Below are 26,992 nucleotides of genomic sequence, written 5' to 3' on the forward strand. Positions count from 1 at the left end.
ATCAATTGTTTTTCGTTGTGTAACTACTTAATTTGCCATTGAGCAAACATACAGCTGTTACATAAACATCAACCTGGACTTTGGCATTGATAGTTTGATAATTTCAGGCTATTAAGAAAACTCCAACACAAAATATATTTACATCACTTCACTGGACAGGGGAGCAGCTATGTCTAGAAGAAAACATCCAGCCAAGAAAATAACCAGAATTTCACAAAAAATCGCTCATAAATTATTACAAACCAGCGAAAAAAAGATTGTTTGGTTACTACGATCCATTTCTGGTCTCAATAGAAGACGAGAAACAACTAATGCAGGGTTTGTATTACCAACAGTAGCAATGGTATCAATAGTGGTTGTTCTCCTAACCACAGCCATTATGTTCCGGTCATTTGACCGTGCTAAAAATGCCAGCAATGTCCGTGTCAATGAAGCTGTTTTAAGTGCTGCAACTCCAGCAATTGATAGAGGTAGAGCTAAATTAAATAAGCTATTTCAAGATAAAGGATTACCACGGGCTACACCAACGGATGAAGCCTTATACAATGTTTTGACAGATAAGTTAACAGAATATACCTTTGGTGACGAAACCCCATTGGAACTAGGTTTTGATATTAATGGTAATAACAAAATTGATCCACCAGGAGAAAATACACCAATATATGAAAATGAAACTCTCAAAACTGCTTGGAAGTTTCCTGTTGATACCGATAACAACGGTAAATTTGATAGCTACACCTTGTATGGAATTTACTTTAGAACTCCTGAAGTAAGTAGTGATAATAAATATGAGCGTGCCAGAAATGCTTTAGAAGCCAGAACTCCACCAATGGTAGAAGGTACTCTAGATACAAGTTGTGGTGCAAATACGAGTGCCGTTTTAGTAGGTAATACGGGATGGGTTAAACAAAATAATGAGTTAAAGAAATCCTTTTTTGTTTATACTGCCACAGTACCAATTACATCCAAACCGCAAGATGATACCACTATAGCTACGGAAGATAAAGATAAATATGAGCAGTACAAAGGCAACAAAGGTTTTGCATCTGTAGAATATCAACAAGATCGGTTACAACTACCACCGAATAACTACGCTGTTGTTTACGAAGATGACGTAGAAATTACTCCAGGTGCAGCATTAAATCTAAATGGGGCAATTTTTACTAATAGTAACTTTCTCACTACCAATACTATCAGGTTATACCAAGTTAGTGCCTTAAAATCCTGTTTTTATGAACCTAGCAATGCAAAAATTGTAGTTGGTGGCAATTTAGCTATTGATAAATTTACATCTGGTTCTAGCAGCAATACTTCAAGCACTGAAGTCGATTTATTCCAAGGAAAGTCTACTAATCCGACTAAGACAACATGGATAAGATCAGTTACTGCAACTCCTCAAAATACAGCCTATAACAATCAAGCCTATGTGAGTCGCATAAATCGATTAGTTGCTGCTCAAATAAGCAATTCAGATACTACTGATCCATCAGAAGTAAAAGACGGTATTGAAAAGAAAAAGAAAAGTTTAGGTTTATCCAGTTTCACGACACTAGAACTTGAGAAAATTCGCCGTCAACAGCTGGAACTGTATTTTAAAAGACGCACCCGTCGTGTACCTTTTGCAGAAGTGGCTTTTAATGCTACAGATGCAAGTCCTAGCCCACTATTGCAAGGAAGTGCTGATACATTACGTGCTAATGATAAATGGATTTATCCTACAAAACCAGAAGACGGTAAAACAGATACTGATACATACACCAAACTAGCGCTCAATATCAGTAGTACATCCTTAGAGCCAAAGGCCACAGAGCCAAAAGAACTCAAAAAAAATAGTGGAAAAGAAGCAGAATTAGGTGACAGAGTTGTAGTTGGTAACAACTTGCCTGAACTTTGGTGGGATAAAACTAAAGAGCAGTTTGTAGGGTCAGGTGTTGAGGATACGCAACAAATTGATGGTATTAAATGGGACAAGCCGGACAATACCACAGAAATTCGTACCCGACGTTCTTTAGTGCAGACATTGGCTGATGTCGGATCTACAGAAAGAGATGGAGACTGGGAACTAGACGCAGCTAAAAATCCAGCAGACCCCACAGTACCTGTAGGTGGTTTGCGAGTAATCACTGGTGCGGGTATTTATTTTAATCAAGGTGGTACTCCTAGTACTTTTGATAACACTATCAAAACTATTTGGCCGGATACAATGCCAGTGCCGGGTACAGCACCAACTCAAAAGACTATCCAGCCCTATTGGATGTATGCTTACATAACAGGCGCTTCTAACGATATAGCCTCCCTGAAATATACATGGCCTGAGATTACTGATAACCCAAGCACTACAACAGTAGATGAATCTAAAACTCCATATCTGCAAATGCGGGCTACGGCAGTTTATCACTACAAATCTGCTAGCTACAATGCACAAACGCCAAAACCCATAGCCTGTGTAAGTAGCTATTATGTTCCGACTAACAGCACTACAGCTAAGAATAAAACAACATTTGCAGGTAAAACAATACCTGGGAGTACTGATGCAAATGGTTTATCCAACAACGGTATAGTTTACCCCGCGCCTACCAAGACTGTCACCGATTATTCAACAGCGCTGACTTACCAATCTCAATTAAGGTATCCAAATGGACGTTTAATAGACGATGGACTACTGGCAAGAGCGTTAGCTAAAACAGCGAATCGTACTTTATCAGAGCAGTCTGCTATTGATGCTCAGATATGCGCCCTGCAAATTCTATATGACTCAAGTTTTTTGCCTGTAACTAGCAGTCTTGCCATTCCTCACGGTGCAATTAGAGAGATATCCTTTTTAGATCCAAGAGAAGTTCAAGGTAATAGTGGGGCTAGTAATAATGTTGTGCCAACTGATACCTATAATCGTGATGTCATAGATAGACAACCACTAGAAATTCGTGCCACTGTCCTGAACCTTGACCTCCTGCGTCAACAAACTATTGGTGGAGCCACCCCATCCCAAGAATACTTACTACCCAATAGCGGTATTATTTATGCGACTCGTGATGATGCTCTGTTAGACATGAGTGCAGATATCACAGCACTTCCTTTGCTTTCAAGTAATTCAACTCCAACAGAGGCAAACAAGCTAGTCAGTCCTGTGGACTTTAAACTTGATCCTACCCGTCGCCCTAACGCCATTATGCTAGAAAAAGGTGACAAACTGGGGCGCACATCAACTTACCGAGATGTAGAAAAAGGATTGATTTTAGCTACCAATTTGCCTGTGTATATTAAAGGTAACTTTAATCGCCATCAAGACTCTGCTTCTCCAAGTAACGAACAACAAGAGTTTACACAAAAACTCGTGGGGGATTGGACTACTAAAACGTTCTATGAAGATCGCATTACACTCAATTCCAACTTTGCCTGTCGTAAGAGCGACCCCAGGTTACCCAGTTGTACTACTGGTGACGAATGGCGGCCTGCCACTGTATTAGCAGATACCGTTACCTTACTTTCTGACAGTTTTATATTTGGATTCCGTGATCAAGGTGATTATGACTGGAGCCAAAGTCCCCTAGCTTCAGTACCAAGTGGTTTCTCAAAATACAATAACTTTGTTACCCAAGCTCAATGGTATGACAGTACGGGTAAACCCAACTATTTCAGTTCCTATTTAAATAACTTTGTTACACCCATTGTTCGTAGGGCAATACCAGGTGCATATTTGACAGAAGTTTGTCCTGTAACCAATGGAAAAGGAACAATAGGAAAAGGAAAAGATGCAATAGAAGTAGATGCAGAAACATTCTGTAGCGATCCTAAAAACTGGACTATTCAGACATCCTGTAGTGATAACGGTGGAGGTAATACCTATCTCAATGACAAAATTGTAGATAAAAATGGAGATCCTGGTAACAGTAGGATTAAAACCGGATATATTTTCGATGATCCAGAAAGCTTTGGAAGTGAAAATAACAAAGGGCCAAAATGTTTTGATGATAATGCTCCCCGCAGGATAGCCTTTGTTAGAGATTTAAATACGGGAAACATAGTCGAACCACTTAAAGTTTTAGGTGTTAATAAAAGCGGGAACGTCAAAATATTCGATTTTGGAGATCCTGGTTCAGATCTCATGTCCCCACCAAACGGTGTATCTATGCCTTGGTTAAATCCAACTATAAGCGGTGGTAATATCACAGCATTTACACCAATCTTGCAAATTAAGTATCCTTTTGCTACATCTTCTAACCCAACTAATTCCAACAAGATCGGTGGTGCAGGTGGTAATCAAGATACAAATAAATGGCTACAACCAGTAGTTGCTGATACTACTTTCAACTTAATTGTTGCTGCCGGAGATAGTCCAGCCCGTCCTACAGAAGATAACGGTGGTTTGCACAACTTTGTTCGCTTTATGGAAAACTGGCAACCTCCTAGCGTTACGAGAACAGCTACAATTAGCGGTTCTTTTATGCAGGTGAAAAAGAGCGCTTACGCCACAGGCCCATATAACGGAGCATCTAACAATGGTTACGCGATTGATATTGATAACGGTAGAGGTACTGGCTTTATTCCTCCTAAAAGACAGTGGGGTTATGATGTAGCCCTGCTGTCTCAAGCGCCTGACTTATTTGCCAGCAAACTGGTACTGACCCCACCTGATTTACCAGATGAATACTTCCGTGAAGTTGGCCGAGATGACAAATGGGTAGAGACATTGTTATGCGCTAGAAATGGCACTGACAATACTAAATTTGCCATAGATACAAATCAGCATCCTTCTAACTGCCCATCATATAACTAGAAGCTGGTGAGAAGTCATGATTAAACGCAAACTACAGCAAAAAACTTCATCTTCCAGTGATTCTGGTTTTACGATTATTGAGTCACTTATAGGCATAGTTGTAGTTGCCATTTTATTGGCAGCTATATCCCCTGTCCTTGTCATGTCAACAGCTATTCGTGTCCAATCTCGGCGAATAGAAAAAGCAACTCAAGCTGCAAGTACATTCATTGATGGAGTTAGAACCAATTCAATTAAAACACCTGGAGAATACAGTAACGACAACAAAATTCCATTAGACCCAGCAACCGCAGCTGATCCGAGACTCCTGGAAGATAATTTAATTAGTCTCACCCAAATGCCTGTTCCTGATACTAAAGATGATAATGATTTGTATCTCTTTAAAAAAGATGGCATTATTTGCCATACCAGTGAGATAGGTTGTACAAAAAACTCAGACAGCCCATTTGAAGAGTTTTACATTCAAGCACGTCAAATTATAGTCACAGGAAGTGGAGCAAATGACGGTTATCGTCTAGCACTTAGGGTTTATCGAGCAGATGTTGATTTTGAGAAACCTCTCCTAGCTAGTTCAAAAGACGATTCAGGCAATACCACTAAACAAACAGCATCAGTTGTGACTGAAGGGCTGGGTAACCAGCAAGCACCAGCAATAGAAAGAACAGTGGATATTGGCAATGTTAGCACTACATTTCAGGCTTTATGTAATCGTCTTGGCCTAGCACCAGACAAGGATGGAAACAACCAAGACTGTCAATAATTAGCCAAATATTATTCCAAGTCAATTAAAAAATTTGTTTGTAGTGAGGGATAAATCCCTACTGGAAATTATTTTTAGGACTAAAATCCTTACTACAAACTTTTTCCTCGTTAGAAATTGGAAAACCTGACAATGTACAAACGGTGCATCTTCAATAAAAAGATAAACCCATGATGAAGACAATCCAAATTATACTTAGGAGCCATATCAAAAGCTCCAAAGTCATTCAGAAACATGGCGGTTTTACTCTCATTGAATTGTTAGTAGCTTTATTGCTCGCATTTTTAATCATTACACCATTATTAGGCTTCATGATTAATGTGTTGAGTACAGACCGACAAGAGCAAGCTAAAGCAAATTCTGAGCAAGAAATCCAAACTGCACTCAATTACATTTCCCGCGATTTACAGCAGGCGGTGTATATCTATGACACTGCTGGTATTGAGGCAATAAAATCTCAATTGCGTTATCCAGATGATGCAGAAAAGTTGCCTTTACTAGTTTTTTGGAAACGAGAATTAGTTAGTGATGTAATAGCAGCCGCCACTGGTTCAAAAAAAGATGATACTTTTGTTTACTCATTAGTTGCTTACTATTTAATCAAAGATAGTAATACTACTAATGCTACTTGGTCAAAAGCTGCTCGTATCGCTAGATGGCAAATTAAAGATGGTGTGAAAGCTATAAGTGGTGGTGTAACTTGTACAGGATATACTGCCAATTATATCAATGCTGATAACTGCCCCAGCCCAGGTTTTGCTCCCTTTGAAGACCAGTTTGATGAGGCTGACAGTTTAGAGCAAGGGATGAACAAATGGAAAAAATCATCTGTAGCTTATAGTTCTAATAATACTGCTACAGTGCTGATTGACTATGTTGATCAAAGTACAGATTCACCACGACCAGCTGCAACTTGCCCTCCTAACTCCACAACGCCTCCAATTACATGGTCAACAATAGCACCATCAAATAGTATTACAGGCTTTTATGTTTGTGTGGATAGAGCTAACACAACAGCACAGGTATTCATCCGAGGTAATGCACTGGCTCGTATCGAAAGCGATACAAATAGAATCAAATACAATGCTGGTAATAAAACTTATTTCCCCACAACAAGTGTAAGAATTCAAGGACGGGGATACTTATTTAGGTAAATATTGCAAATTCAAGGGGCAACCAATGGCTGCTGATTACATAATAGAAAAGATGAATGTCAAACTATTACAGCTTCACAGCAAAAATGCAAAAAATAAACTACGAAGTTTAGTATGTGAACATAATCAGCAAGATGCTGGTTTCACTTTGCTAGAAGTATTAGTAGTGGTACTAATCATAGGAATTTTATCAGCTATAGCAGCTCCTAGCTGGCTGGGGTTTGTCAACCGTCAGCGATTAAGTAAAGCTAATGATGCTGTTTTAGCCGCACTACAGGAAGCACATCGAGAAGCTAAAAGGACAAAAACTAGTTACAGTGTCAGTTTTAAAGTAGAAAATAAAATTCCTAAAATAGCCGTTTATCCTTCTTCTTCTAGTCCTGAATGGCAGACTTTGGGAGGTGACTTAGAATTTAAGTCTGGACAAATCGCACTTTTGACAAATCTGACTGATCAAAATAAAACTAATGACAATGGTACTTTAGATTTAAGCTACAACTTTTTAGCTACTGCTAAGACCATTACTTTTGATTACATGGCAAGTCTACCAAATGCTTATTTTGGTATAAAAAATGAAAGTTCTCAAGAAACCCCAGGCTTAAAAATTGCTGTAGTTATACCGACTTCTGCTACTTCTGCATCCACTAATGACATGAAGCGATGTGTAATAGTCAAAACTCTTATAGGTGCAATGATTACAGAGAAAGATACTAAATGTAATTAAATCCATTGCTCACCTTTTTATATAGAGCTATCAACTTATATCAATGAAAAATTGCTTGGATTTAACAGTAGCTATTCCCACTTACAACGGTGAACATCGTTTACCTGAACTACTAGAAGGACTAAAAAATCAAATTAATACCGAAAATTTATCTTGGGAAATTATTGTTGTAGACAATAACAGTACTGATAAGACATCTCAAGTTATTAAAACTTATCAAGAAAATTGGCAGTGTTCTTATTCCTTAAAGTATTGTTTTGAAAGAAAACAAGGAGCAGCGTATGCACGAAAACGGGCAGTTACAGAAGCTAGAGGTAGATTTATAGGTTTTTTAGATGATGATAATTACCCTACACCCACCTGGGTATCAGCTGCTTATGCTTTTGGTGAACAATATCCCAAAGTGGGAGCTTATGGTAGCCAAATTCATCCTGATTGGGAAGTAGAACCACCCAAAAATTTTGAGAGAATTGCCCCATTTCTAGCAATTACAGAACGAGGAAACTTACCTTTGTTATATAAAGCTAGTAACAAATTACTGCCTCCTTCTGCTGGACTTGTCGTGCGTCGTCAAGCTTGGCTAGATAGTGTACCTGAGCAACCTATTTTAACTGGTAGAGTAGCAGGTAATATGCTTACTAGCGAAGACTTAGAAATGTTATCTTATATCCAAAAATCCGGGTGGCAAATTTGGTATAACCCTGCAATGGAAATTTACCATAAAATTCCTAGTTTTCGTTTAACTAAAGAATATTTAATACCCTTTTTTCGTGGGATTGGACTTAGCCGCTATGTAATTCGTATGCTGAATGTAAGCCCTCAAATAAAACCATTTTTATTTATAGCTTATATGCTTAATGATTTACGTAAAATAACTTTTTATTTGCTCAAGTATGGATATCATTTGCAAACTGATTTAGTAAAAACTTGTGAATTTCAACTATTCTTAAGTAGTTTAATCAGTCCTTTTTATCTTTGGAAAAATGGGTATTTTAAGCAAAACAAAACTAACCTGATTTAATTCCTGATTTAATTTAAAATTATATAAATGTTCACAAAATATAAATAATAAATACTTTATATAAGATTTAAAAAGCGAATATATAAAAATGAATGTATACAGAAATTTATATAATTACTTACAAATAATAAAATATTCCAATATCAACTTTAGTAGTGGTTTTACTCTGCTAGAAACCTTAACAGTTATTTTGATGATTGGCATATTATCTGCTATAGCAGCACCCAGTTGGCTAACTGTTGTAGACACTCAACGTCTTAAGACTGCTCAAAGTGAAGTTTACAGTGCTATGCGACAAGCCCAAAGCCAAGCCAAAAAAGAAAAATTGGCCTGGCAAACCAGTTTTCGTAACAATAACGGTATTGTGCAATGGGCGGTTCACCCTGCAAGTGTTAATCCTGCCAATGCTAACTGGAATAATTTAGATGCCAATGTTCGCTTAGACGAGGAAACAACCTTACAACAGTCAGGCGGGGTAAGGCGAATCCAATTTGATTACATGGGTAATGTTGATAAACCTCCTCTAGGGAGGATTACTCTATCTAGTAAACATGGTGGCAGAGCTAAACGCTGCGTTTTTGTCTCTACAATTTTAGGCGCAATGCGGACAAGTAAAGAGCGTACTACAGCCCAAGATGGCAAGTATTGCTATTAAGATATTCTTTGTTGAATCGAATAACCTATGGCGTGCTAAATTCACCAGAAATCGCAAAACAGCATCTGATTATTTTTACTCGTTATCCAGAACCAGGGAAAACAAAAACTCGGTTGATACCTGCTTTGGGAAGTGAAGGCGCTGCTCATCTTCAAAGGCAGATGACTGAATATACTGTATTTCAGGCTCAAGAATTGCAAAAGTTAACTCCCCTTACTTTTGAAGTGCGGTTTGCAGGTGGCAATTTACAGCTAATGCAAGATTGGCTAGGGTTCGCTTTAAATTACCAGTCTCAAGGCGAAGGGGATTTGGGCGAACGAATGACGCGATCGCTTTTTGATGCTTTTCAAAGAAGTGCAGAACAAGTTATCATCATCGGCACAGATTGTCCTGGAGTGAATTCCCAGCTTTTAGCAACGGCATTTGAACAACTGCATAGTTTTGATCTAGTCGTTGGCCCAGCGATTGATGGTGGCTATTATTTAATTGGTTTGCGTCGTTTGATTGCCCAACTATTTACTAACATCAGCTGGGGAACTTCTCAAGTATTGCAACAGACTATAAACATTGTTCAAAAGCTTAATTTATCACATATTTACTTACCTCCTTTAGGTGATGTTGACCGTCCAGAGGATTTACCAATTTGGCAACAAACTCTTGATAGAGAAGTTGGTAATTGGAAAGATTACAAAGCAGAAACTTGAAAGAAGATAGGTTAGCTGGAGAGTTCAAAAGAAAAACTTAAAATTTTTTCGTGTTTTACTCCTGCGCTCACGCAAACCTCAGTATATTGAATCACCAAGTATTTCCTGAAGACACCATAGATTACAGATGCTAGCGTGGTGTAGTTTCAAACCAATAAATAGAAAATCTGCACTAGTACTGTATCCATCTTTGGTAGCTACGCAACAGATAGGTCATGGTAACAATATTCAAGTAACTTTAAATAGGACAATCACTCTGATTTACAACAAGACCGAAAAAATATGGTTAACCGTTCTGCTTCCGTAAATACTGCCCTCATCCTAAAAGTGGTCGGCATAATTTTAATTTTGTCCTTTTTGGTTGACTTTTTAATTTTCTTGTTACCCTTTCAACCAACTGACCGAGGATGGCAAATCAACTTGGCAACAGCCGTAGTTGATAGAGGAATTGTGCCGTTGGTAGGCTTGGGGATGTTGTTCGCTGCATATTGGTTTGAGAATGTAGAGGATGGCGATCGCCCACAAGGTATAGATTTAAGATTTCCAGCCTTGATATTAGCAAGTATCTTAGGGTTGCTATTCTTGCTAATTTTTCCTCTGCATCTTAATAATGTTCGTCAAGCTAGCACACAAACAGTAACTCAAATTAACCAGGATGCTGAACAAGCAGAAAACCAACTAAAAAATCAACTAGCGCAATTCCAAGCTCAACTAAACAACGAACAAGGAAAAGCTCAGTTAGAACAATTGCGAAACCAAGCTAGATCCCAGTTTGCTGAACTGCTTAAAGATGAGCAGAAATATAAACAAGCACTTGAAAATCCGCAACTTCCCGCTGCTCAAAAAGAGTTACTCAGGAAGTTTAAAGCAAATCCCCAAGAACTTGATAAATTTATCGCCCAACAAACAGATCCTCAAGGGCTTGCAAATCAAAGGCTCAACCAAATTCGTCAGCGCAGGGAAGAAGCTGAAAAGCAAGCTAGAGACAATGCTTGGAAGTCTGGGCTACGGATTGGTATTAGTAGTTTGCTACTGTCCATTGGTTACATAATCATCGGCTGGACAGGATTAAAAAGTATGGGTGCTGCCAAGGGTGGTGGACGAAAAGCCTCTGTACGCTAGATAACTATTCACGGGCAGTAGAACGGTTCAAATATTTTTTAACTATTTTTGAAAGTTCATACTGCCAGTTATCTAAATAAGAAAAATAAGAAGTCAATCAAGCAATTAAAAATTTAAAGTTATCAAGATAGCTGAATATATACAAGTTAAGTATTATGCGGCTTAGTAATTAGTCAAATATCTATAATACAAAAAAATGTTTTCAATTTACATACTTACATATAACGAAGAGTTAGATATTGCTGCTTGTATAGAGTCGGCGATGCTATCGGATGACATTATTGTTGTAGATTCATGCAGTAGCGATCGCACTGTAGAAATCGCCAAAGGCTATCCTATTCGCGTTTTTCAACATCCTTTTGAAAGTCATGGACGGCAACGTACTTGGATGCTAGAGTCCATTACACCGAAGCATGAATGGGTTTACATTCTAGAAGCCGATGAACGCATAACGCCAGAACTGTTTGCAGAATGCGAAAAGGCAATTCAAAATCCAGACTATACCGGCTACTACGTTGCGGAACGTGTCATGTTCATGAATCGTTGGATTCGCCATAGCACCCAATATCCCCGTTACCAACTGCGCCTATTGCGTCACGGTCAAGTTTGGTTTACAGACTACGGTCATACTGAAAGAGAAGTTTGTAGCGGTGCAACTAGCTTTTTAAAGGAAACTTACCCCCACTACACTTGTAGCAAAGGCTTGAGCCGTTGGATTGAAAAGCACAACCGTTACTCTACAGATGAAGCCGCAGAGACTTTATATCAATTACAACAAGGTAGTGTTAACTGGCGAGATTTGTTTTTTGGCAAATCAGAAGTAGAAAGACGTCGCGCCCTGAAAGATTTATCCTTACGCTTACCCGCCAGACCCTTATTACGTTTTTTTTATATGTATTTTTTATTAGGTGGTTGCCTAGATGGACGCGCTGGGATAGCTTGGTGTACATTACAGGCATTCTACGAATATTTAATTTTGCTCAAAGTTTGGGAAATGAAGCACCTGCCCGTACCCAGAATAGATGCAACAGTACCTCTGACAGATCAAAGCACACAACAGTTGCAGCACGTGGCTTCAGAAAGCACACAGGCTGATGTGGCTTGAGTCAAGGATAGTCTTAAAAACTATGTTAATTAGCTTGCTTTAAGTTTTGTAACCACTAACAAGGTTTCTCAAGCAAATAGGGCTTACGCATTCGCAATCAGGACATACGCAAAAAGGTAGTGTCTTTAGGCTGGGTGTAAGCGTGTCTCACCGCGTCTTCCTTTCTTCGCGTCCCAGCCCAGCGTCTATTTTCAGGACAGCTTAGGTCTTATTCGCGGTTATGATAAGTTTATATTTTTCATCTAAATTTTTCAGAAAAGTTCCTCCCGCCTAACTGAGACTATTCACTGGATAAAACGTCCCTTTTGTTTACCTGATAATAGTTTCAAAAGTATGAGCAGCTTTTGATTACGCTCAGTAGGATGAGTACTATTTAGTAGACTTGCAACAATACTTTACAAGTCTTATAAAGAAAAGTAACAGCCTTTGAGAATAACCAGCCCCGATCCTAGGTGGTAAACATCTCATCTAAGTTTATGCACAAAAGCGCTGGATTTCCAGCAACAAGTGCGTGCCTTTAGGAAAGTTGCTTGCGGTATTGTGTGCCTTAAGTCATGTCTTCACAGTTTGACGAATCTGTTGGTATGAATACCGATAACAAAAGTTCCACTAGCCTAAAAAAGGAGAATAGGGATTTGGCAATTGATCGCTTAAAGCAGGATTTAAAAAATGACTTGATTGCCGGATTGTTAGTAGTAATTCCGCTAGCAACTACTATCTGGCTTACGATTACCATCGCTAGTTGGGTAATCAACTTTCTCACCCAAATTCCGAAACAACTGAATCCCTTTGAAGGGCTGCATCCTATACTAGTAAATATACTGAATCTCGTAGTTGGACTAGCTGTACCACTATTGAGTATTCTCTTGATTGGCTTGATGGCGCGGAATATAGCCGGGCGGTGGTTGCTGGATTTTGGTGAGCGCTTGTTGCAGGCGATTCCTTTGGCTGGGCAAGTATACAAAACCCTGAAGCAGCTTTTAGAAACACTTCTTAAAGATGCTAATGGTAAATTTCGCCGTGTAGTTTTACTAGAGTATCCCCGTCCAGGGGTGTGGGCGATCGCCTTCGTTACAGGAGTCATTAGCAGCGATATCCAAGCCCAGATGACTCGACCAATGCTGAGTGTTTTTATCCCCACTACCCCAAATCCTACTACAGGCTGGTATGCAATAGTACCTGAGGAAGAGGTATTAAACCTGCCAATATCGATAGAAGATGCTTTTAAAATAGTAGTCTCTGGTGGCATTGTCGCCCCTAATACAGCACTTCCTACACTAGTTATCTCTCAAGAGTGCAACCTGGAAGTACCACACTTAGAAACTACCTCACAGGTTATCCCCGTCGAAGAAACTTAAAATTACTCGGTAAATTTACAAGCAATATAGATAATATGGTTGTCTGGCTATGCCAAAATTTACCGTTTCTTAACTTCATTCTCTCTACCTAAATCACTTAACACTCATTCCAACTCACTTTTATGCAAGATCGTAAACCTCAGCAACTCGCTCGTGAACTGGCGCTTTTAAGCCTTAGCCAGTTGCCAGTAAATCCCAAGAAGCTCACAGAAGAACAACTACCCAAGTTAGTACTCGCAGCTGTACGCACCCTGAGATCGGAAGTACAAGATAATCTAGATCAGGCTGCTGGCGAACTCCAACGCAGTCAAGATCGCGTTTTAACTAGCCAAACTCGTGCTTCAGACCTTAATACTGCTCGCACAATGCTCCAAGAGGCAATTTCATATACCCAAACAGCAATCAATCAACTTGGTGCAGCTGTGGAGTTCCCAGAATTAATTCAGCTTGCAACTCAAGATAAGACAGTTAGCAAATATGCTATCCAAATTGTCAAGACAGTCAACGAGGAGCGAAATACTGTAGATGAACAAATTGCCTCTGCCTTGGTAGATTGGCAAGTTACTCGCTTGGCTCAAATCGACCGGGATATCCTCCGAATCGCTGTGGCAGAAATGCTGTTTTTAAACTTACCTGACAGTGTGGCTATCAACGAAGCTGTGGAATTAGCCAAACGCTACAGTGGAGATGAAGGGCATAGGTTTATTAATGGTGTTCTACGTCGATTTACAGAGCAAAAAAAGTCTGCCTAAAATTTTAGCGGAACGAAATAACCTTGATGAGTGCTAAGTTTTGAGTTGAACGTGAGAAGTGAGGATATCCTGGCGGTTTTCACACCAGAAAAGACTCAGGAGTTAAATTAAACTCATAACTTATAACTCATACTCACATAACAACTAATATCACTAGCTGCAATGGTTTTTAATTGGTTCCGTCGTCAACATAGCGATTCTTCTGATACTCCCTCAGAACAAAAACAGGGAGAAACTCCTCCTGCAAAAGAACCCCAACCAGAACCAGCCGAAACGTCAACGCCAACAGTAGAAACTACACCCGAAACAGCGGCAGACTTGTTGGCTTTTGCTAAAGCAGCTTACAAAAATATCCAGCAAAAACAGCAATCGCAGGCAGTAGAAAATCCGCCTGCCGCAGTAGATGCCCCAGAACAAATAACAGAAACTGAAGTAGTAGAAACATCTACTCCTGAAATTGAAACTACACAATCAGCCGCCGCCACAGAAACGGCATCACCAGAACCAGAATTAGATCCAAATCTTACACAAACAATTACTAAGCAACCTGCGGAAGTCGCAGAAACTACACCAATCCCAGAATTAAATGTAACTGCTGCCCAAACGACTCTTGAGGAATTATCTGGTACAGATGAAGAAAGTACAGCTAGCTCCTCAATAGCAGCCATTACTGAGACACCCGATGTCTCTAGTGCAGAATTAACGGTAAGTCAGGCAGAGTCAGCACAGCCAACAGCACCAACCACTTTATCTTTCTTAGAACGGGCAGCAGCTGAACAGCAAGCAAAGCAAGAAAGACTGCTAGCCAACGCGATTGAAGTCCCAGAACCTGAGACAATACAGCCAACAGCCGCCACTACAGTCTCAACCACCGCTACGCCACAGACAGCAGAGGAAACTCTGGGATTAACCTTTGATGAAGGGTTTGTATGGTCAGCAGAAGTTTTAGCAGCCCAAGGTAGACGTCCAGAAGACGTTTCGATTGAAGAAATTACTTGGCTCAAAAAGCTACGCCAAGGGTTAGACAAAACCCGTCGTAATATCCTGAACCAACTGAAGGCAATTGTTGGTCAAGGACCACTCAACCAAGCTGCTGTAGCGGAAATCGAAGCTTTGCTTCTACAAGCTGATGTGGGTGTAGAGGCTACAGATTTGATTATTAATTCGCTGCAGAAAAAATTGCGAGAAGAAGTTACCCCTCCAGATGAAGCGATCGCCTACCTCAAAAAAATTCTGCGGGATATGCTGGATGGCCCGGTGAGTAAAAACCATAAACCTAGCTTTGCCCCAGAAAAAGAAACACTGAACATTTGGTTGATCACTGGGGTGAATGGTGCAGGTAAAACAACAACCATTGGCAAAATCGCCCACTTAGCACAAAAATCCGGTTATAAATGCTTGATTGGTGCAGCAGACACCTTTCGTGCTGCTGCTGTCGAACAAGTAAAAGTTTGGGGTTCTAGAAGCGGTGTAGAAGTCATTTCTAACCCTGGCAAGAATACAGATCCGGCAGCAGTAGTATTTGATGCGATCGCAGCGGCCCAAGCCAGGGAAACTGAACTACTTTTAGTAGATACTGCGGGACGATTGCAAAACAAGAAAAACTTAATGGACGAACTTAGTAAAATTCGTCGGATTATCGACAAAAAAGCCCCTAATGCCAATGTAGAATCACTATTGGTTCTAGACTCCACTTTAGGCCAAAATGGATTGCGGCAAGCTGAGGTTTTCTCCCAAGCTGCCCAACTCAGTGGTGTAGTATTAACCAAGTTGGATGGTACTGCCAAAGGAGGTGTTGCTCTTGCTGTCGTACAGCAGCTAGGATTACCAATTCGCTTTATCGGTGCTGGTGAAGGAATTGAAGATTTGCGTCCTTTTTCCAGCTACGAGTTTGTCGAAGCGCTATTAAGTGGCTAGTTTAAAATTTTTTAGTTAAGATTTCTCTTTGAAAACTAATAAGTTTGGGACTTACTCCTCTGGTGTTGTCATTGCAAATTAATAGCAACAAAGTACTAGAAAAACGTAAGTCCTAAAATCGTTAGTTTGTCACAAATAAAGTATAGCTTTGCTAAAAACTTACTCTAATGCTGCATTTTTAGCCTTTAATGATGGGGTTATCAGATATCGCAGCACAGAGGACTTCTAAGATACAGCTTTCAATCTTGTTGTAGAGTGGTTAATTTTTAAACAACCGCACTTTCAAGTACCGTCTTCATCAGTATCCTGTTGACAAACAGGAAATTAGTGTAAACGAGACATAGAAGCACTCCTAGTTGATTGCAAGTTTTTGTTGTTTTAGAATTGTCAAATATTACTGCCAAAAATTTAGAAATGTAAAATATATTTGATAAGCTACAAAACTGTGTTTCACTTTTTGGTGTAAAAGTATTAGGAATGGATATTTTAACTTTAAATCAGATCAAAGTAATGTGTTTACGTGTTTTCCAGCTTAAAGATGAACTCTCTTGACTTGATACTCATCCCTACTCTAGAAACCCATACTCTGAAAGAGCTAGACCCACCAGCCCCAATAGTAAATATTTTGACAATGTAATATATTATTTTTTTTCAAAAGGATTTTATGTCTAAAGACATATGGAAGATCTGTAACTAAGTAATAAATTTATGAAAAAATCAAATTCTTGATGATGTCTGTCGGAAATTGCTGATTGTACTGAGTAGTTTCGGATGAAGAATACATTAGTTTAAATTTATATATTTAGTTAGAAATTTAAGCAGCAAATGCAATACTTATATAATTTAAGTCTTACGTCTTTATACTCTTGCTAAAATGACAAATCTTGTCCCAATATGGTTTAGCAATCGCAAAACCAAAATATTGATAAGTTACTAAGATTTACCTATCTTTTATCTTAAAGTGCAATAATACCCGTGCCTGTGTCTCAATTGCCCTCTCAACCCACTGACAGTAATAGTAGTGCCGCGACAGATGTTACTCCCGTCGTAGCGCTCAAAGAACTCGTGTCAAGGCTGCACCGGGAACAGAACAAAATTCAGGATTTGTTAAGTTCATTAGGATTTGCCCTCAGAAGCTTCAATAATTTAAATCAATTTTTGGAGCTAATCCCGCTGATGGCAACCAGAGTCACAGATGGGGACGGCAGCGCCCTATTTCTTTACAAACCTAACGGTCAAGTTAGATTAGAACAATTACACTGGCAAGACAGTCGCCAGCGCAAGAACATCCGCAAAGCGCTAGAAACAGCTACTAGTCAAATCACACTTGTGCCCAGTAGTGCTCCTCTAGCAACTGCTACGGGGATGTTGGATGATCAGATGCATCGTTACTTGGGGCCAGATGTACAAATTTTTGGCACGGCTATTTTAGTAAAGCATACAGAACGAGGCTGGCTATATGTCTTGAGCCGCGATCCAGAATATAGCTGGACAGAAACCAGACAAAAGTTAGTCAGGTTGGTGGCAGATCAAACAGCAGTAGCGATCGAAAACGATGAACTAGCAGTAGAATTACGGAAAAAAGAACGCCTAGATCAAGAACTAGAAATTGGCGCAGAAATTCAACGGCGACTACTACCACGCCAATGTCCCTACATCCCGGGTGCAGTGCTGGCTGCACGCTGTAAACCAGCTAATCGTGTGGGTGGGGACTACTACGACTTTATTGCCACTAATAAAAATCAGATTCAGCTACATACTACAAACGGTTTGGAAGCTGGTTCTTGGGGCTTGGTAATTGGAGATGTCATGGGCAAAGGCGTTCCCGCAGGGCTAATTATGACAATGATGCGGGGAATGCTACGGGGAGAGGTATTACATGGTAATTCCCCATCCAAAATCTTGCAAAACTTAAATCGAGTCATGTATGCGGATTTGGAAAATTCCCACCGCTTTGTGACGTTATTTTACTCAGAATATAATCCCCAAACCCGAATTTTGTCTTATAGCAATGCTGCACATAATCCTCCTTTGTGGTGGCATGCAGCAACCAAAACTGTAACCCGATTAGATACCTTGGGAATGCTTATTGGTTTAGATGCCAATAGCCAATATGAAGATGCCCACGCACAACTAGAGCCTGGGGATACAATTATTTACTATACAGATGGCTTGACTGATGCCGCAGCTGCGGGTGGCGATCGCTTCGATGAAGAAAACTTCGTCGCTTCCTTCAGTGCTGCTTGTAGGTATTGCGACGGGCCGGAAGAAATTGTAGATTATTTGTTTGACCAAGTTCAGCAATTCGTTGGTGATGAAAAACAAAACACCGATGACATGACATTAGTTGTTCTACAAATCGAATAGTTCTTAGCCATTAGTTCTTCAAAACACAATTGACCAACCCTGCTTTTGAGAATCTTGCTTGGTATAAGAGACACCATCAATCTTGATTCCATTGTTATCAAGTAGGGTAATAATGCCGCCATTATTATCTAGTTGGATGCCGTTTTTGTCTAAAGGTACTTTGACAACTTCGCCCGCATTGATAGTACCACTGAGGCGTTGTTTGCGTTTAAGGCGATCGGCAATTGCCCAACCACTCAAATCAACTTGATCGGGTGAGGTATTGATTAAAGTCACAGTCTCCTTACCGACGTCATCGCCATAAGGATTTACCAAAGCAGCAATAATACGGACTGCCGCAGTTGCCGCGATCGGTGTAATATCATCTATTCTGTTACCAGTAATATCGTCAGTATGGAAAGATTGGGACTGAAAAGCTAAAAAGATGCCTACCCACTGATTCCGAGCCGGATAGTGTATTAACAGTCCACCATCTTGCCAAACACCATTGTCTTTTTGAAATTGACCGACACTACCCTGGTTAAAGTGGATGTCGTGAATACCGTTACCAGGAAGAAAACCAAAATACTTGTCCTTCAAATCTTCTTCCGGGCCCCACCTTTCACCAAAGGGATATAAAACGGCTTCTGGTGAAGCGATCGCTCTGGCAATATATAATTCTAGCAACTCGTTAAGGTCATTGTCCGGCCCTGGAACGTTGTATGGCAAAGCCTTCATCAGCTTCGGGTCAAACAAGTTTCCTCGAATGTAATCTAAAGCTACTCCCCCAGGTTTGCTTTCTAATTCGTTGAAACCGAAATCTAACTCTTGCAATTCCTTAGTAATGGGATGCGAAAAGTTTTCGTCGATAAAGTAAAGCAATTCTGAAGGACTTTGCTTGGATTTGACATTGATGGCGATGCGATACTTATTTTTCTTGTCGTCAGTCACCAGAACTTGGTAATGAGGAGTCGGGCCTTCACCAAGCTTGCGATCTACAGCCTGGGATTTTAGAACACCGTAATTTTTTAAGGGCATCTATGTTCTCCAAAATTGTTTGCTGCTACGAACAACATTTCTAGGACTTACGCACTGATGAGTTTGTCTGTTGAGGCTGGGGGTTAAGGGTATGAAATATAAAGCTTTTGAACACTTTTGTCTTTAAATCCTCATATCTTACCTACCAAAGCCTTTTATGTAATTTAAGTACAAGTTAAATTACTAGGACTTACGCACTGAAGTCTGAAACCCTGATCCCCCCTAACCCCCCTTCAAAAAGGGGGAACGTCTAAAGCCCCCCTTTTTAAGGGGGTTGGGGGATCTGAGTGCGTAAGTTCTGATTACTTAGATTAATACGCATATTTTCAATTTATTAATCATGTAACATCACAATCTTGCCTAAGTATGATTAGATACGGTAGTACCCTGGAGGGTGATTTGTTGAGTCTGTAAGCACTTACCGATAAACCAACCCTAACCAATGGGGGTAAGCATAAGAATCTATAATTAGCAATCTTGTCCCTTGATAAGTATTGAATACCCAGCTGGCTGTGGCTTGAAGATTTTCCATCAGATAGTTATTTTCGCCAAAAGCTTCAAAGGCAAGACTCCACCAAGCATTCTCTTGAATCACCAAATTAGTAATTTCTACACGGCAACCATTAGCGATACGTTCCTGATCTGAAACAGGTTGTGCTGTCAAATCAGCTAAAACTTGAAAAAGTTGCGAATAGCGAACTTTCTGCACACTCACCCACAAAGGGTTCCCCAAAACCATTGCAGGCTGAAAACTTTCTTGTGTCGAGTCCTCACACAACCATTTTCCCCATTTCTCTGGCTGACCTGCAACTGATTCCCCAAAACGCACAACGCTGAATTCTGCTTGCCGCCATTTGACTTCCAGCCTTCCTTGCCGCAGTTTTATACCGAGATAATCACATCCTGGCGAGTAAAGATAAATGTCTTCCCGTGCTTCTGGTGATTGTAACGGATCAATCAAACAATTTTGCTGAAACCAAAGTTTAATATCTTCGGGAAGCTTGCCAGGATAAAACCAGCGCAATTCGTTACTGATCAACATAGATTAGGTTTTAGATTTTTGTGCATCTGTCTTGATGCATCTTCTCATTTCCCCAGGTAGGGTATCATCCGAAGCGTACCTGTTGATGGGACAATGAGAAATTGTGCTTGCCTTGTTTTGCTTCCAGGCCAAAGGAATCTATAAAAAATGTGGAAACGAATTGCATTAATGTTGCTATTAGTATTGAGCTTCAGTCTGAGTAATTCTGGTGTAGCGGCTGCGGCTGGACTCAAAAGCTTTGTAAACACTAGTAATGGCTATGAGTTCTCATATCCTAATGGCTGGGTGCAAGTTAAAGTTGCTAACGGCCCTGATGTGGTGTTCCACGATTTAATAGAGATCAGTGAAAATGTCTCAGTAGTGATTAGTCCTGTTCCTGAAGGCGAAACTTTAGCACAACTGGGAACACCAACAGAAGTAGGGTATAAGCTGGGTAAAGCTGCTCTCGCTCCTGCTGACTCTGGACGTACAGCTGAGTTAGTCAATGCCTTTGAGCGGGAATCTAACGGTAAGACATACTATATTTTAGAGTACGCAGTTAAACTGCCCAATCAACAGCAACGGCACAACATTGCTAGCGTCGCTGTTAGCCGTGGTAAACTTTTTACTTTTAATGCCTCAATTCCTGAAAAACGTTGGCAGAAACTTAAACCAGCTATAGAAGAAGTTGTCAGTTCTTTTTTGGTTTATTAATTGATAATGGGGAATGGGTCAAGGTTAATAGGTAATTTTTAATTCGTCTTTTCCCCTTTTCTTTCTAGTTTAGATATGGGCATTCCATCTTTTGTACTTGCCTCTGCTTCGCCGGCGCGACGCCGTTTACTGCAAACTGTTGGTATTGAACCGATAGTTTGTCCTAGTGACTTTGATGAGTCACAAATCCAATTAGATGATCCTGGCCAATTGGTGCAAACTTTATCCCAGCGCAAGGCGGAAACTGTGGTTCCGCAGTTTGAAGCAGCTTTGATCATGGGTTGTGATTCGGTTTTGGCTGTCAATGGCGAGATTCATGGTAAACCCGCAAACTCTACCGAAGCGATCGCCCGTTGGCAGATAATGCAAGGTAACTTTGGCGACCTCTACACTGGTCATACCTTGATTGACCTTGCTAAAAACCGCACGGTGGTCAAATGTCAGGTTACCAGAGTTTATTTTGCTCAAATGAGCGATCGCGACATTCAAGCTTATGTTGCTACAGGCGAACCCCTCAAATGTGCTGGGGCCTTTGCCTTAGAAGGTTTCGGTAGTCTATTCGTGGAAAAAATAGAAGGTTGTCACAGCAACGTCATTGGCTTAAGTCTACCGTTGCTGCGGCACATGCTAGCCGAACTAGGATACAACGTGATTGATTTTTGGCAATAAGTTATTTGTCTACAACTAATAACAAAACTGCCTAGTATGCAGTATTGCTTCTCCATGATCTGGAATCCAAGCTAGCCACTCATCTTGTGAAACCGGACACAATAATAGTGCTTCCTCAAAACTAAAGGGATTGGGAAGTTGCAACAGTTTCACCCAGGTAGAAGCTGCAAACTTCTGTGGTGACTCGTTGGAGTAAAACTTGTTGGTAACATCCAGATTCTGCCTTCTGAGTTGCACTGCAAAATCTGGTTTCTCAGAATCTAGTTTCATAGCTGATGGACTAATTTCAAATTATTTCTGTAACTCAGGATACAAAATAAATAATCCTGTTGAAAAGCAACCGTTTTATAACTTTACAGAAAGTCGGCGATTCATCCCATCCTTAGAAGAAGTGGGATTTCGCGGGCATGGCGAATGGGGCATAGGAAAGAATGCCAATGCCCAATCACGCCAGTTGCCTCAAGTCGGGAAACCCGCCTAGGGCAGTGGCTCCCCAATGCCCCAAGTCAAGGGGAAGATTCATCTCACCCCTAGAAGAAGTGGGTCTTTCCCGCGCCGACTTTCTGTAAGTGTTTGCTTATGTTGCAAGCCAGAATAGGTATGACGCGGCTAGTTGTAGACTGGCAAATAGACCACATTCCCCAGCTAGAATATGTCATTTACTTCTACTCCCTCGCTGCGCGAGCAACAACATCCCTTAATTCGCCAGCTGGCTGATTGCATTGAGGCGGCTTGGCATAAACATTTAGATTTGTCGCCTTACAACTTGCCGGCTGAATTGGGATATGTGGAAGGTAGACTGGAGGGTGAGAAATTGACGATTGAAAATCGCTGCTATCAAACACCCCAGTTTCGGAAAATGCACTTGGAACTGGCAAAGGTGGGAAATATGCTGGATATTTTGCACTGCGTCATGTTTCCCCGCCCAGAATACAACCTACCGATGTTTGGTTGCGATTTAGTAGGTGGGAGGGGTCAAATTAGCGCGGCGATCGCAGACCTTTCTCCTGTGAGTTTAGATCGCACCTTACCAGAATCTTATACATCTGCACTGACACCCTTAAAAGTGCTAAACTTCTCCCAACCGCGTGAATTGCCGGAATGGGGACACATCTTTTCTGATTTTTGCATCTTTGTTCGCCCCAGCTCCCCAGAAGAAGAAACGCTATTTCTCTCACGTGTACAGGAATTTTTAGACATTCATTGCACCCAGGCGATCGCCTCTATTCCAGTTTCACCCGAAAAGACGGCACAAATCCTTGCAGGACAACGCAACTACTGCACCCAGCAGCAACAAAACGACAAAACCCGTCGTGTACTCGAAAAAGCCTTTGGCCCAGTTTGGGCAGAAAATTACATGACTACGGTTTTATTTGATCTTCCAGATTAAGCATTTCTTTATCTTTCCTGAAGTTCCGATGGCTATCTGTCGGACTTCTCTCTATATCTTCATCTGTAGGCTCTGTTACGTTTTCCAGCAACTGATAAATGTAGAATTCATTTAACTAAAGTTTGATGGAGTTAGAAAACAACAGCAGAGAGAGCAGTTAAGTTTTTGGTATAGATATCCAGAGATAGTTGGTTGTCTTGGTAGAGATTAGCAACAAACTCTGCTCTCGGTTTAACCAGAAAGTTAAGGAAAATGTGATGTTAGGAATACTTTATTGATCGATATTTTTTAGTTAGTCGTTAACTGACTCAATAAAAACTTACTTTAGACAGTTTAAAAGATTTCGGTGATCGAGATTTGCTGCTGTCTACTTATAAGGTAATCAACTTTACCAGTTTATCCATAATTGGGTGCAGTTTCAAACATTAAGTCAAATTAACGCAGTTCTTTCGCCACCCATCATCAACATCAAAGACTTTATGAGAGTTAGGGCGACAGTTGTAAGGGGCTTTAATCAAAGTCACATTTATTAAACTGATAACAGTAATTGTGCCTTTGCTTTAATGAATACATAGTATAGATCCATCAAACTCTACAGCATCGTCTCAATCAGCCAGACGTATTTCAATCGATTAGCCAAAGCATCTATCCCGTAGGCTAAAACTTTTAAATTGTAGAAGTCTTTGAAGCTACGAGCATCTTTGACCATCACAGGCTATGTCAAAGACATCTGCCATAAAAGCCTCTACGCAATTGTCATCATTTCATCCTAAGCAGCGGTCTCAAGCCAAATACCTTAATTCTAAGGAATTGGTAATTTTTCCTAACTAATAGTCAATTGTAAGTTACCTATTATCAGCCTAATTAATGTGTATTGATTAGCAAATTTACACTTGCGGCTGCAACTTGGTATAGGGATCTGGCTGTCTACTAAAAATCCTTCTTAAATAGTCCAACTGCGCGTAACTCGCTTTTTACTTGCATCAGCACATTCAGATAAACGGGCAATATACTATGTCAAGGGTGACTGAGAAGCCAAAATTAAGGGAGCAGCCACTTGAACAACCTAAAGTTTGGTGGAGCATTGCTGTAGCCCTGCCAATAGTAATTGCAGCTGGGGTACTAGGCACAGCCAAAGTCGAACAATTAAAAAAACTAGCTTCATCCGTACCCATTAGACCAATTGCCAACAGTATTACTGCTGTAGGGCGTTTGGAGCCACGAAGTGAAGTAATAAAGTTATCTGCTCCCACTACAGGAATGCAAGGGGGGTCACGAATTCAGCAACTCCTTATTAGAGAAGGAGAGCAGGTAAAGCAAGGTCAAATAGTTGCAATTTTGGATAGCCACGATACTCAAGTAGCAGCAGTGGAAGAGGCAAAAGCAAAATTGCAAGAAGCCCGCGCCAATCTAGCGCAAATCAGAGCTGGGTCACCTAGAGATATTCAAGCCCAAACGTCTGTGATTGCTCGTTTACAGGCCCAGTTACGCGGAGAAAGGGATGCTCAACAAGCAATGATTACTCGAATTGCAGCTCAGTTAAGCGGGGAAAAACTTGCCCAACAAGCAACGGTTAATCGCCTAGAAGCTGAACTGCTAGGACAAAAAGATACTTTAAGAGCAACACTCACACGTATACAAGCTGAACAACGTAATGCCCAAGTCGATGCTCAACGCTATGAGATGTTATATAGAGAAGGTGCAATTTCTCAACAAGAACGAGATAGAAGACGCCTAAGTGCCGTAAGTAGTAATCAACAGGTCGTTGAAGGTCAAGCTACTCTCCGCCAGACTATTGCAACTATACGCCAACAAATTGCTGAGGCCAGAGCTAACCAAATCAAAACTTTATCGACTTTGCAACAGCAGTTGATCGAAGCTAAAGTTAACCGCGACAAAACTATAGCAACTTTACAAAGGCAAATCGACGAAGAAAAAGCCAGACTCAACAGGCTTCTAGAAGTTCGTCCTACTGATATGCAAATGGCACAAGCTCAAATCAGCAATGCGATCGCACTAGTCAGAAAGGCGGAAGCAGAACTGAAGTTGAGCTACGTCAAAGCACCAATTAATGGTGAGATTCTCAAAATTCATACTAAGTCCGGTGAAGCCATAAATCAAATGGGCATTGCTGAGATTGGACAAACTAATCAAATGATTGCGATCGCTGAAGTAGCCGAAGATAGTATTGGTAAAGTGCGTCTCGGTCAAAACACTACAATCACTAGTGATAACGGAGCATTTTCTGGCGAATTAAAGGGAACAGTCACTGAGATTGGTAGAAAAATTGGCAAAAAAGATGTGCTGAATACAGATCCAGCAGCAGATGTAGATGCCAGAGTTGTAGAAGTAAAAATTGCCCTCGCTCCAGAAGATAGCCAAAAAGTTGCAGGTTTAACCTACGCTAAAGTTGTTGCTGAAATTAATAACTAATACCGCTTCAAGAAATTCAAAAAACTAGAGCAAAATGCTTTTGATTTTAAAACTTAATGTATTTACTGAAATTACCAAAGTATGCTTTGGTCACCAATTTAGCCTAAATACAAAATTGATATGAATAATGATTAATGAACTAATTACTAACATTTTTCATTCTAAAAACAATAGAAAAATACCTCTATCATGGCTACAATTGACAAGAGAAAAAACACGTTTAGCTGTGGCTATAGCAGGAATTGGCTTTGCAGATATATTGATGTTTATGCAGATCGGTTTCCGGGATGCTTTATATTATAGTAACGTTCGATTCCACACTAGCTTGCAAGGCGAGATTATTTTAATTAATAGTCAATCTAACGCTGTACTGTCGATGAAAAGTTTTTCTCAAAGGCGTTTGTATAAAGCTTTAGATTTACCAGCAGTACAATCAGTACATCCTATATATTTAGACTATACAAGTTGGAAAAATCCTGTAACAGGTCGCCCTCGAAGTATTCTTGTATTTGGCTTTAATCCAGAAGTTAACTTATTTAACTTACCTGGAGTTCCGGAAAATTTAGAGCAACTTAAACTGCCTGATGTAGTTTTATACGACCGTTCTTCTAGGGTAGAGTATGGGCCAATTGCTACCAATTTCGAGGAAGGAAAAACTGTGACGGCGGAAGTACGTAGAAGGCGCATCAAAGTAGGGGGGCTATTTACCCTAGGCGCATCATTTGGGGCTGACGGTAATTTAATTACTAGTGATGTTAACTTTTTGCGGATATTTAACAACCGTCAACGAGGCTTAATTGATATTGGAGTAATTAGATTAAAACCAGGAGCCGATATAATTGCTGTAACCCAGAGTTTAAGAAGTTATTTGCCAGAAGAAATCAATGTTTTAACTAAAGAAGAATTTATAGAATTTGAGCGCAATTACTGGGCTAGTAGCACAGCTATTGGGTTTATTTTTACTTTAGGTACAATTATGGGTTTCATTGTAGGGACAGTGATTGTTTATCAAATTCTTTATACTGAAGTTGCTGATCATCTGGCTGAATATGCTACCCTCAAAGCAATAGGATATACACAAAACTATTTATTAACTGTTATTTTACAAGAAGCTTTCATTCTAGCAGTCATTGGATATTTACCCGGATTTACTTTTGCTTTATTTATGTATAAAGCTGCTAGAGATGCCACACTTTTGCCAGTTTTTATGAGTGTTGGACGTGCAGTTACAGTATTAATTCTAACTATGGTAATGTGCTTTATTTCTGGAGCTATTGCTGTACGTAAATTACGCTCTGCCGATCCAGCAGATATATTTTAAGTGTGATTTAT

General features: G+C 40.2%; 21 protein-coding genes. 18 read left to right on the top strand and 3 right to left on the bottom strand.

Annotation, left to right across the window (positions count from 1 at the left end):
- Positions 1-169: 169 nt before the first annotated feature.
- The 13 genes from hpsA (at position 170) to AC5JL8_RS12465 (ending at position 18,416) form a co-directional block, all read left to right on the top strand.
- The gene (gene hpsA, locus AC5JL8_RS12405) at positions 170-4,777 is read left to right on the top strand and encodes a hormogonium polysaccharide biosynthesis protein HpsA (RefSeq protein ID WP_495880082.1); all 4,608 of its coding nucleotides are present in this window, start codon (positions 170-172) and stop codon (positions 4,775-4,777) included.
- A gap of 16 nt (positions 4,778-4,793) precedes the next feature.
- The gene (gene hpsB / locus AC5JL8_RS12410; RefSeq protein ID WP_495880083.1) at positions 4,794-5,537 is read left to right on the top strand and encodes a hormogonium polysaccharide secretion pseudopilin HpsB; all 744 of its coding nucleotides are present in this window, start codon (positions 4,794-4,796) and stop codon (positions 5,535-5,537) included.
- 173 nt (positions 5,538-5,710) lie between these two features.
- A complete protein-coding gene (gene hpsC, locus AC5JL8_RS12415) occupies positions 5,711-6,691 on the top strand; it encodes a hormogonium polysaccharide secretion pseudopilin HpsC (RefSeq protein ID WP_495880484.1) in 981 nt (326 codons plus the stop codon).
- 25 nt (positions 6,692-6,716) lie between these two features.
- Positions 6,717-7,415, top strand: coding sequence for a pilus assembly FimT family protein (locus AC5JL8_RS12420; protein ID WP_495880084.1), 699 nt, complete (start codon positions 6,717-6,719; stop codon positions 7,413-7,415).
- Positions 7,416-7,458: 43 nt separating this feature from the next.
- Positions 7,459-8,436 (top strand): hormogonium polysaccharide biosynthesis glycosyltransferase HpsE, encoded by a 978-nt coding sequence (gene hpsE, locus AC5JL8_RS12425; RefSeq protein WP_495880085.1) that lies wholly within the window; start codon positions 7,459-7,461, stop codon positions 8,434-8,436.
- An 88-nt stretch (positions 8,437-8,524) separates the two neighbouring features.
- Positions 8,525-9,091 carry a GspH/FimT family pseudopilin gene (locus tag AC5JL8_RS12430; protein ID WP_495880086.1) on the top strand — a complete coding sequence of 189 codons (567 nt, stop codon included), beginning with the start codon at positions 8,525-8,527 and terminating at the stop codon, positions 9,089-9,091.
- A gap of 32 nt (positions 9,092-9,123) precedes the next feature.
- Complete coding sequence (locus AC5JL8_RS12435) at positions 9,124-9,795, top strand: TIGR04282 family arsenosugar biosynthesis glycosyltransferase (protein WP_495880485.1); 672 nt, start codon at positions 9,124-9,126, stop codon at positions 9,793-9,795.
- A 282-nt stretch (positions 9,796-10,077) separates the two neighbouring features.
- Positions 10,078-10,917: a hormogonium polysaccharide biosynthesis protein HpsJ gene (gene hpsJ-B, locus AC5JL8_RS12440; RefSeq protein ID WP_495880087.1), complete on the top strand. Its 840-nt coding sequence runs from the start codon at positions 10,078-10,080 to the stop codon at positions 10,915-10,917.
- 196 nt (positions 10,918-11,113) lie between these two features.
- Positions 11,114-12,022 carry a glycosyltransferase family 2 protein gene (locus AC5JL8_RS12445; protein ID WP_495880088.1) on the top strand — a complete coding sequence of 303 codons (909 nt, stop codon included), beginning with the start codon at positions 11,114-11,116 and terminating at the stop codon, positions 12,020-12,022.
- Between the two features lie 584 nt (positions 12,023-12,606).
- Positions 12,607-13,380 carry a DUF502 domain-containing protein gene (locus AC5JL8_RS12450; RefSeq protein ID WP_495880486.1) on the top strand — a complete coding sequence of 258 codons (774 nt, stop codon included), beginning with the start codon at positions 12,607-12,609 and terminating at the stop codon, positions 13,378-13,380.
- A gap of 122 nt (positions 13,381-13,502) precedes the next feature.
- Positions 13,503-14,132 (top strand): transcription antitermination factor NusB, encoded by a 630-nt coding sequence (nusB, locus tag AC5JL8_RS12455; RefSeq protein WP_495880089.1) that lies wholly within the window; start codon positions 13,503-13,505, stop codon positions 14,130-14,132.
- Between the two features lie 162 nt (positions 14,133-14,294).
- Complete coding sequence (gene ftsY / locus AC5JL8_RS12460; RefSeq protein WP_495880090.1) at positions 14,295-16,049, top strand: signal recognition particle-docking protein FtsY; 1,755 nt, start codon at positions 14,295-14,297, stop codon at positions 16,047-16,049.
- Between the two features lie 975 nt (positions 16,050-17,024).
- The gene (locus AC5JL8_RS12465; RefSeq protein ID WP_495880091.1) at positions 17,025-18,416 is read left to right on the top strand and encodes a PP2C family protein-serine/threonine phosphatase; all 1,392 of its coding nucleotides are present in this window, start codon (positions 17,025-17,027) and stop codon (positions 18,414-18,416) included.
- Positions 18,417-18,434: 18 nt separating this feature from the next.
- On the opposite strand, the gene AC5JL8_RS12470 is transcribed toward AC5JL8_RS12465, so the two are convergent.
- Positions 18,435-19,433, bottom strand: coding sequence for a DUF2278 family protein (locus AC5JL8_RS12470; protein WP_495880092.1), 999 nt, complete (start codon positions 19,431-19,433; stop codon positions 18,435-18,437).
- Positions 19,434-19,851: 418 nt separating this feature from the next.
- Entirely contained in the window at positions 19,852-20,475 is a 624-nt protein-coding gene (locus AC5JL8_RS12475) for a hypothetical protein (RefSeq protein WP_495880093.1), read from the bottom strand.
- Positions 20,476-20,622: 147 nt separating this feature from the next.
- Here AC5JL8_RS12475 and psbP point away from each other — a divergent pair, with 147 nt between their 5' ends.
- Both psbP and AC5JL8_RS12485 read left to right on the top strand, forming a co-directional pair.
- Complete coding sequence (psbP, locus tag AC5JL8_RS12480; RefSeq protein ID WP_495880094.1) at positions 20,623-21,168, top strand: photosystem II reaction center PsbP; 546 nt, start codon at positions 20,623-20,625, stop codon at positions 21,166-21,168.
- Positions 21,169-21,243: 75 nt separating this feature from the next.
- A complete protein-coding gene (locus AC5JL8_RS12485) occupies positions 21,244-21,837 on the top strand; it encodes a Maf family protein (protein ID WP_495880095.1) in 594 nt (197 codons plus the stop codon).
- Between the two features lie 15 nt (positions 21,838-21,852).
- Here AC5JL8_RS12485 and AC5JL8_RS12490 read toward each other — a convergent pair whose 3' ends face one another.
- Positions 21,853-22,107: a hypothetical protein gene (locus AC5JL8_RS12490; protein ID WP_495880096.1), complete on the bottom strand. Its 255-nt coding sequence runs from the start codon at positions 22,105-22,107 to the stop codon at positions 21,853-21,855.
- Positions 22,108-22,489: 382 nt separating this feature from the next.
- On the opposite strand from AC5JL8_RS12490, the gene AC5JL8_RS12495 reads away from it, so the two are divergent.
- The 3 genes from AC5JL8_RS12495 to devC all read left to right on the top strand — a co-directional run bounded on the left by AC5JL8_RS12495 (position 22,490) and on the right by devC (position 26,981).
- The gene (locus AC5JL8_RS12495) at positions 22,490-23,227 is read left to right on the top strand and encodes a phycocyanobilin:ferredoxin oxidoreductase (RefSeq protein WP_495880097.1); all 738 of its coding nucleotides are present in this window, start codon (positions 22,490-22,492) and stop codon (positions 23,225-23,227) included.
- Positions 23,228-24,241: 1,014 nt separating this feature from the next.
- Complete coding sequence (locus AC5JL8_RS12500; RefSeq protein ID WP_495880098.1) at positions 24,242-25,660, top strand: HlyD family secretion protein; 1,419 nt, start codon at positions 24,242-24,244, stop codon at positions 25,658-25,660.
- Positions 25,661-25,787: 127 nt separating this feature from the next.
- Positions 25,788-26,981: an ABC transporter permease DevC gene (gene devC, locus AC5JL8_RS12505; protein WP_495880099.1), complete on the top strand. Its 1,194-nt coding sequence runs from the start codon at positions 25,788-25,790 to the stop codon at positions 26,979-26,981.
- Positions 26,982-26,992: the final 11 nt, after the last annotated feature.

The organism is Mojavia sp., from assembly GCF_059505145.1.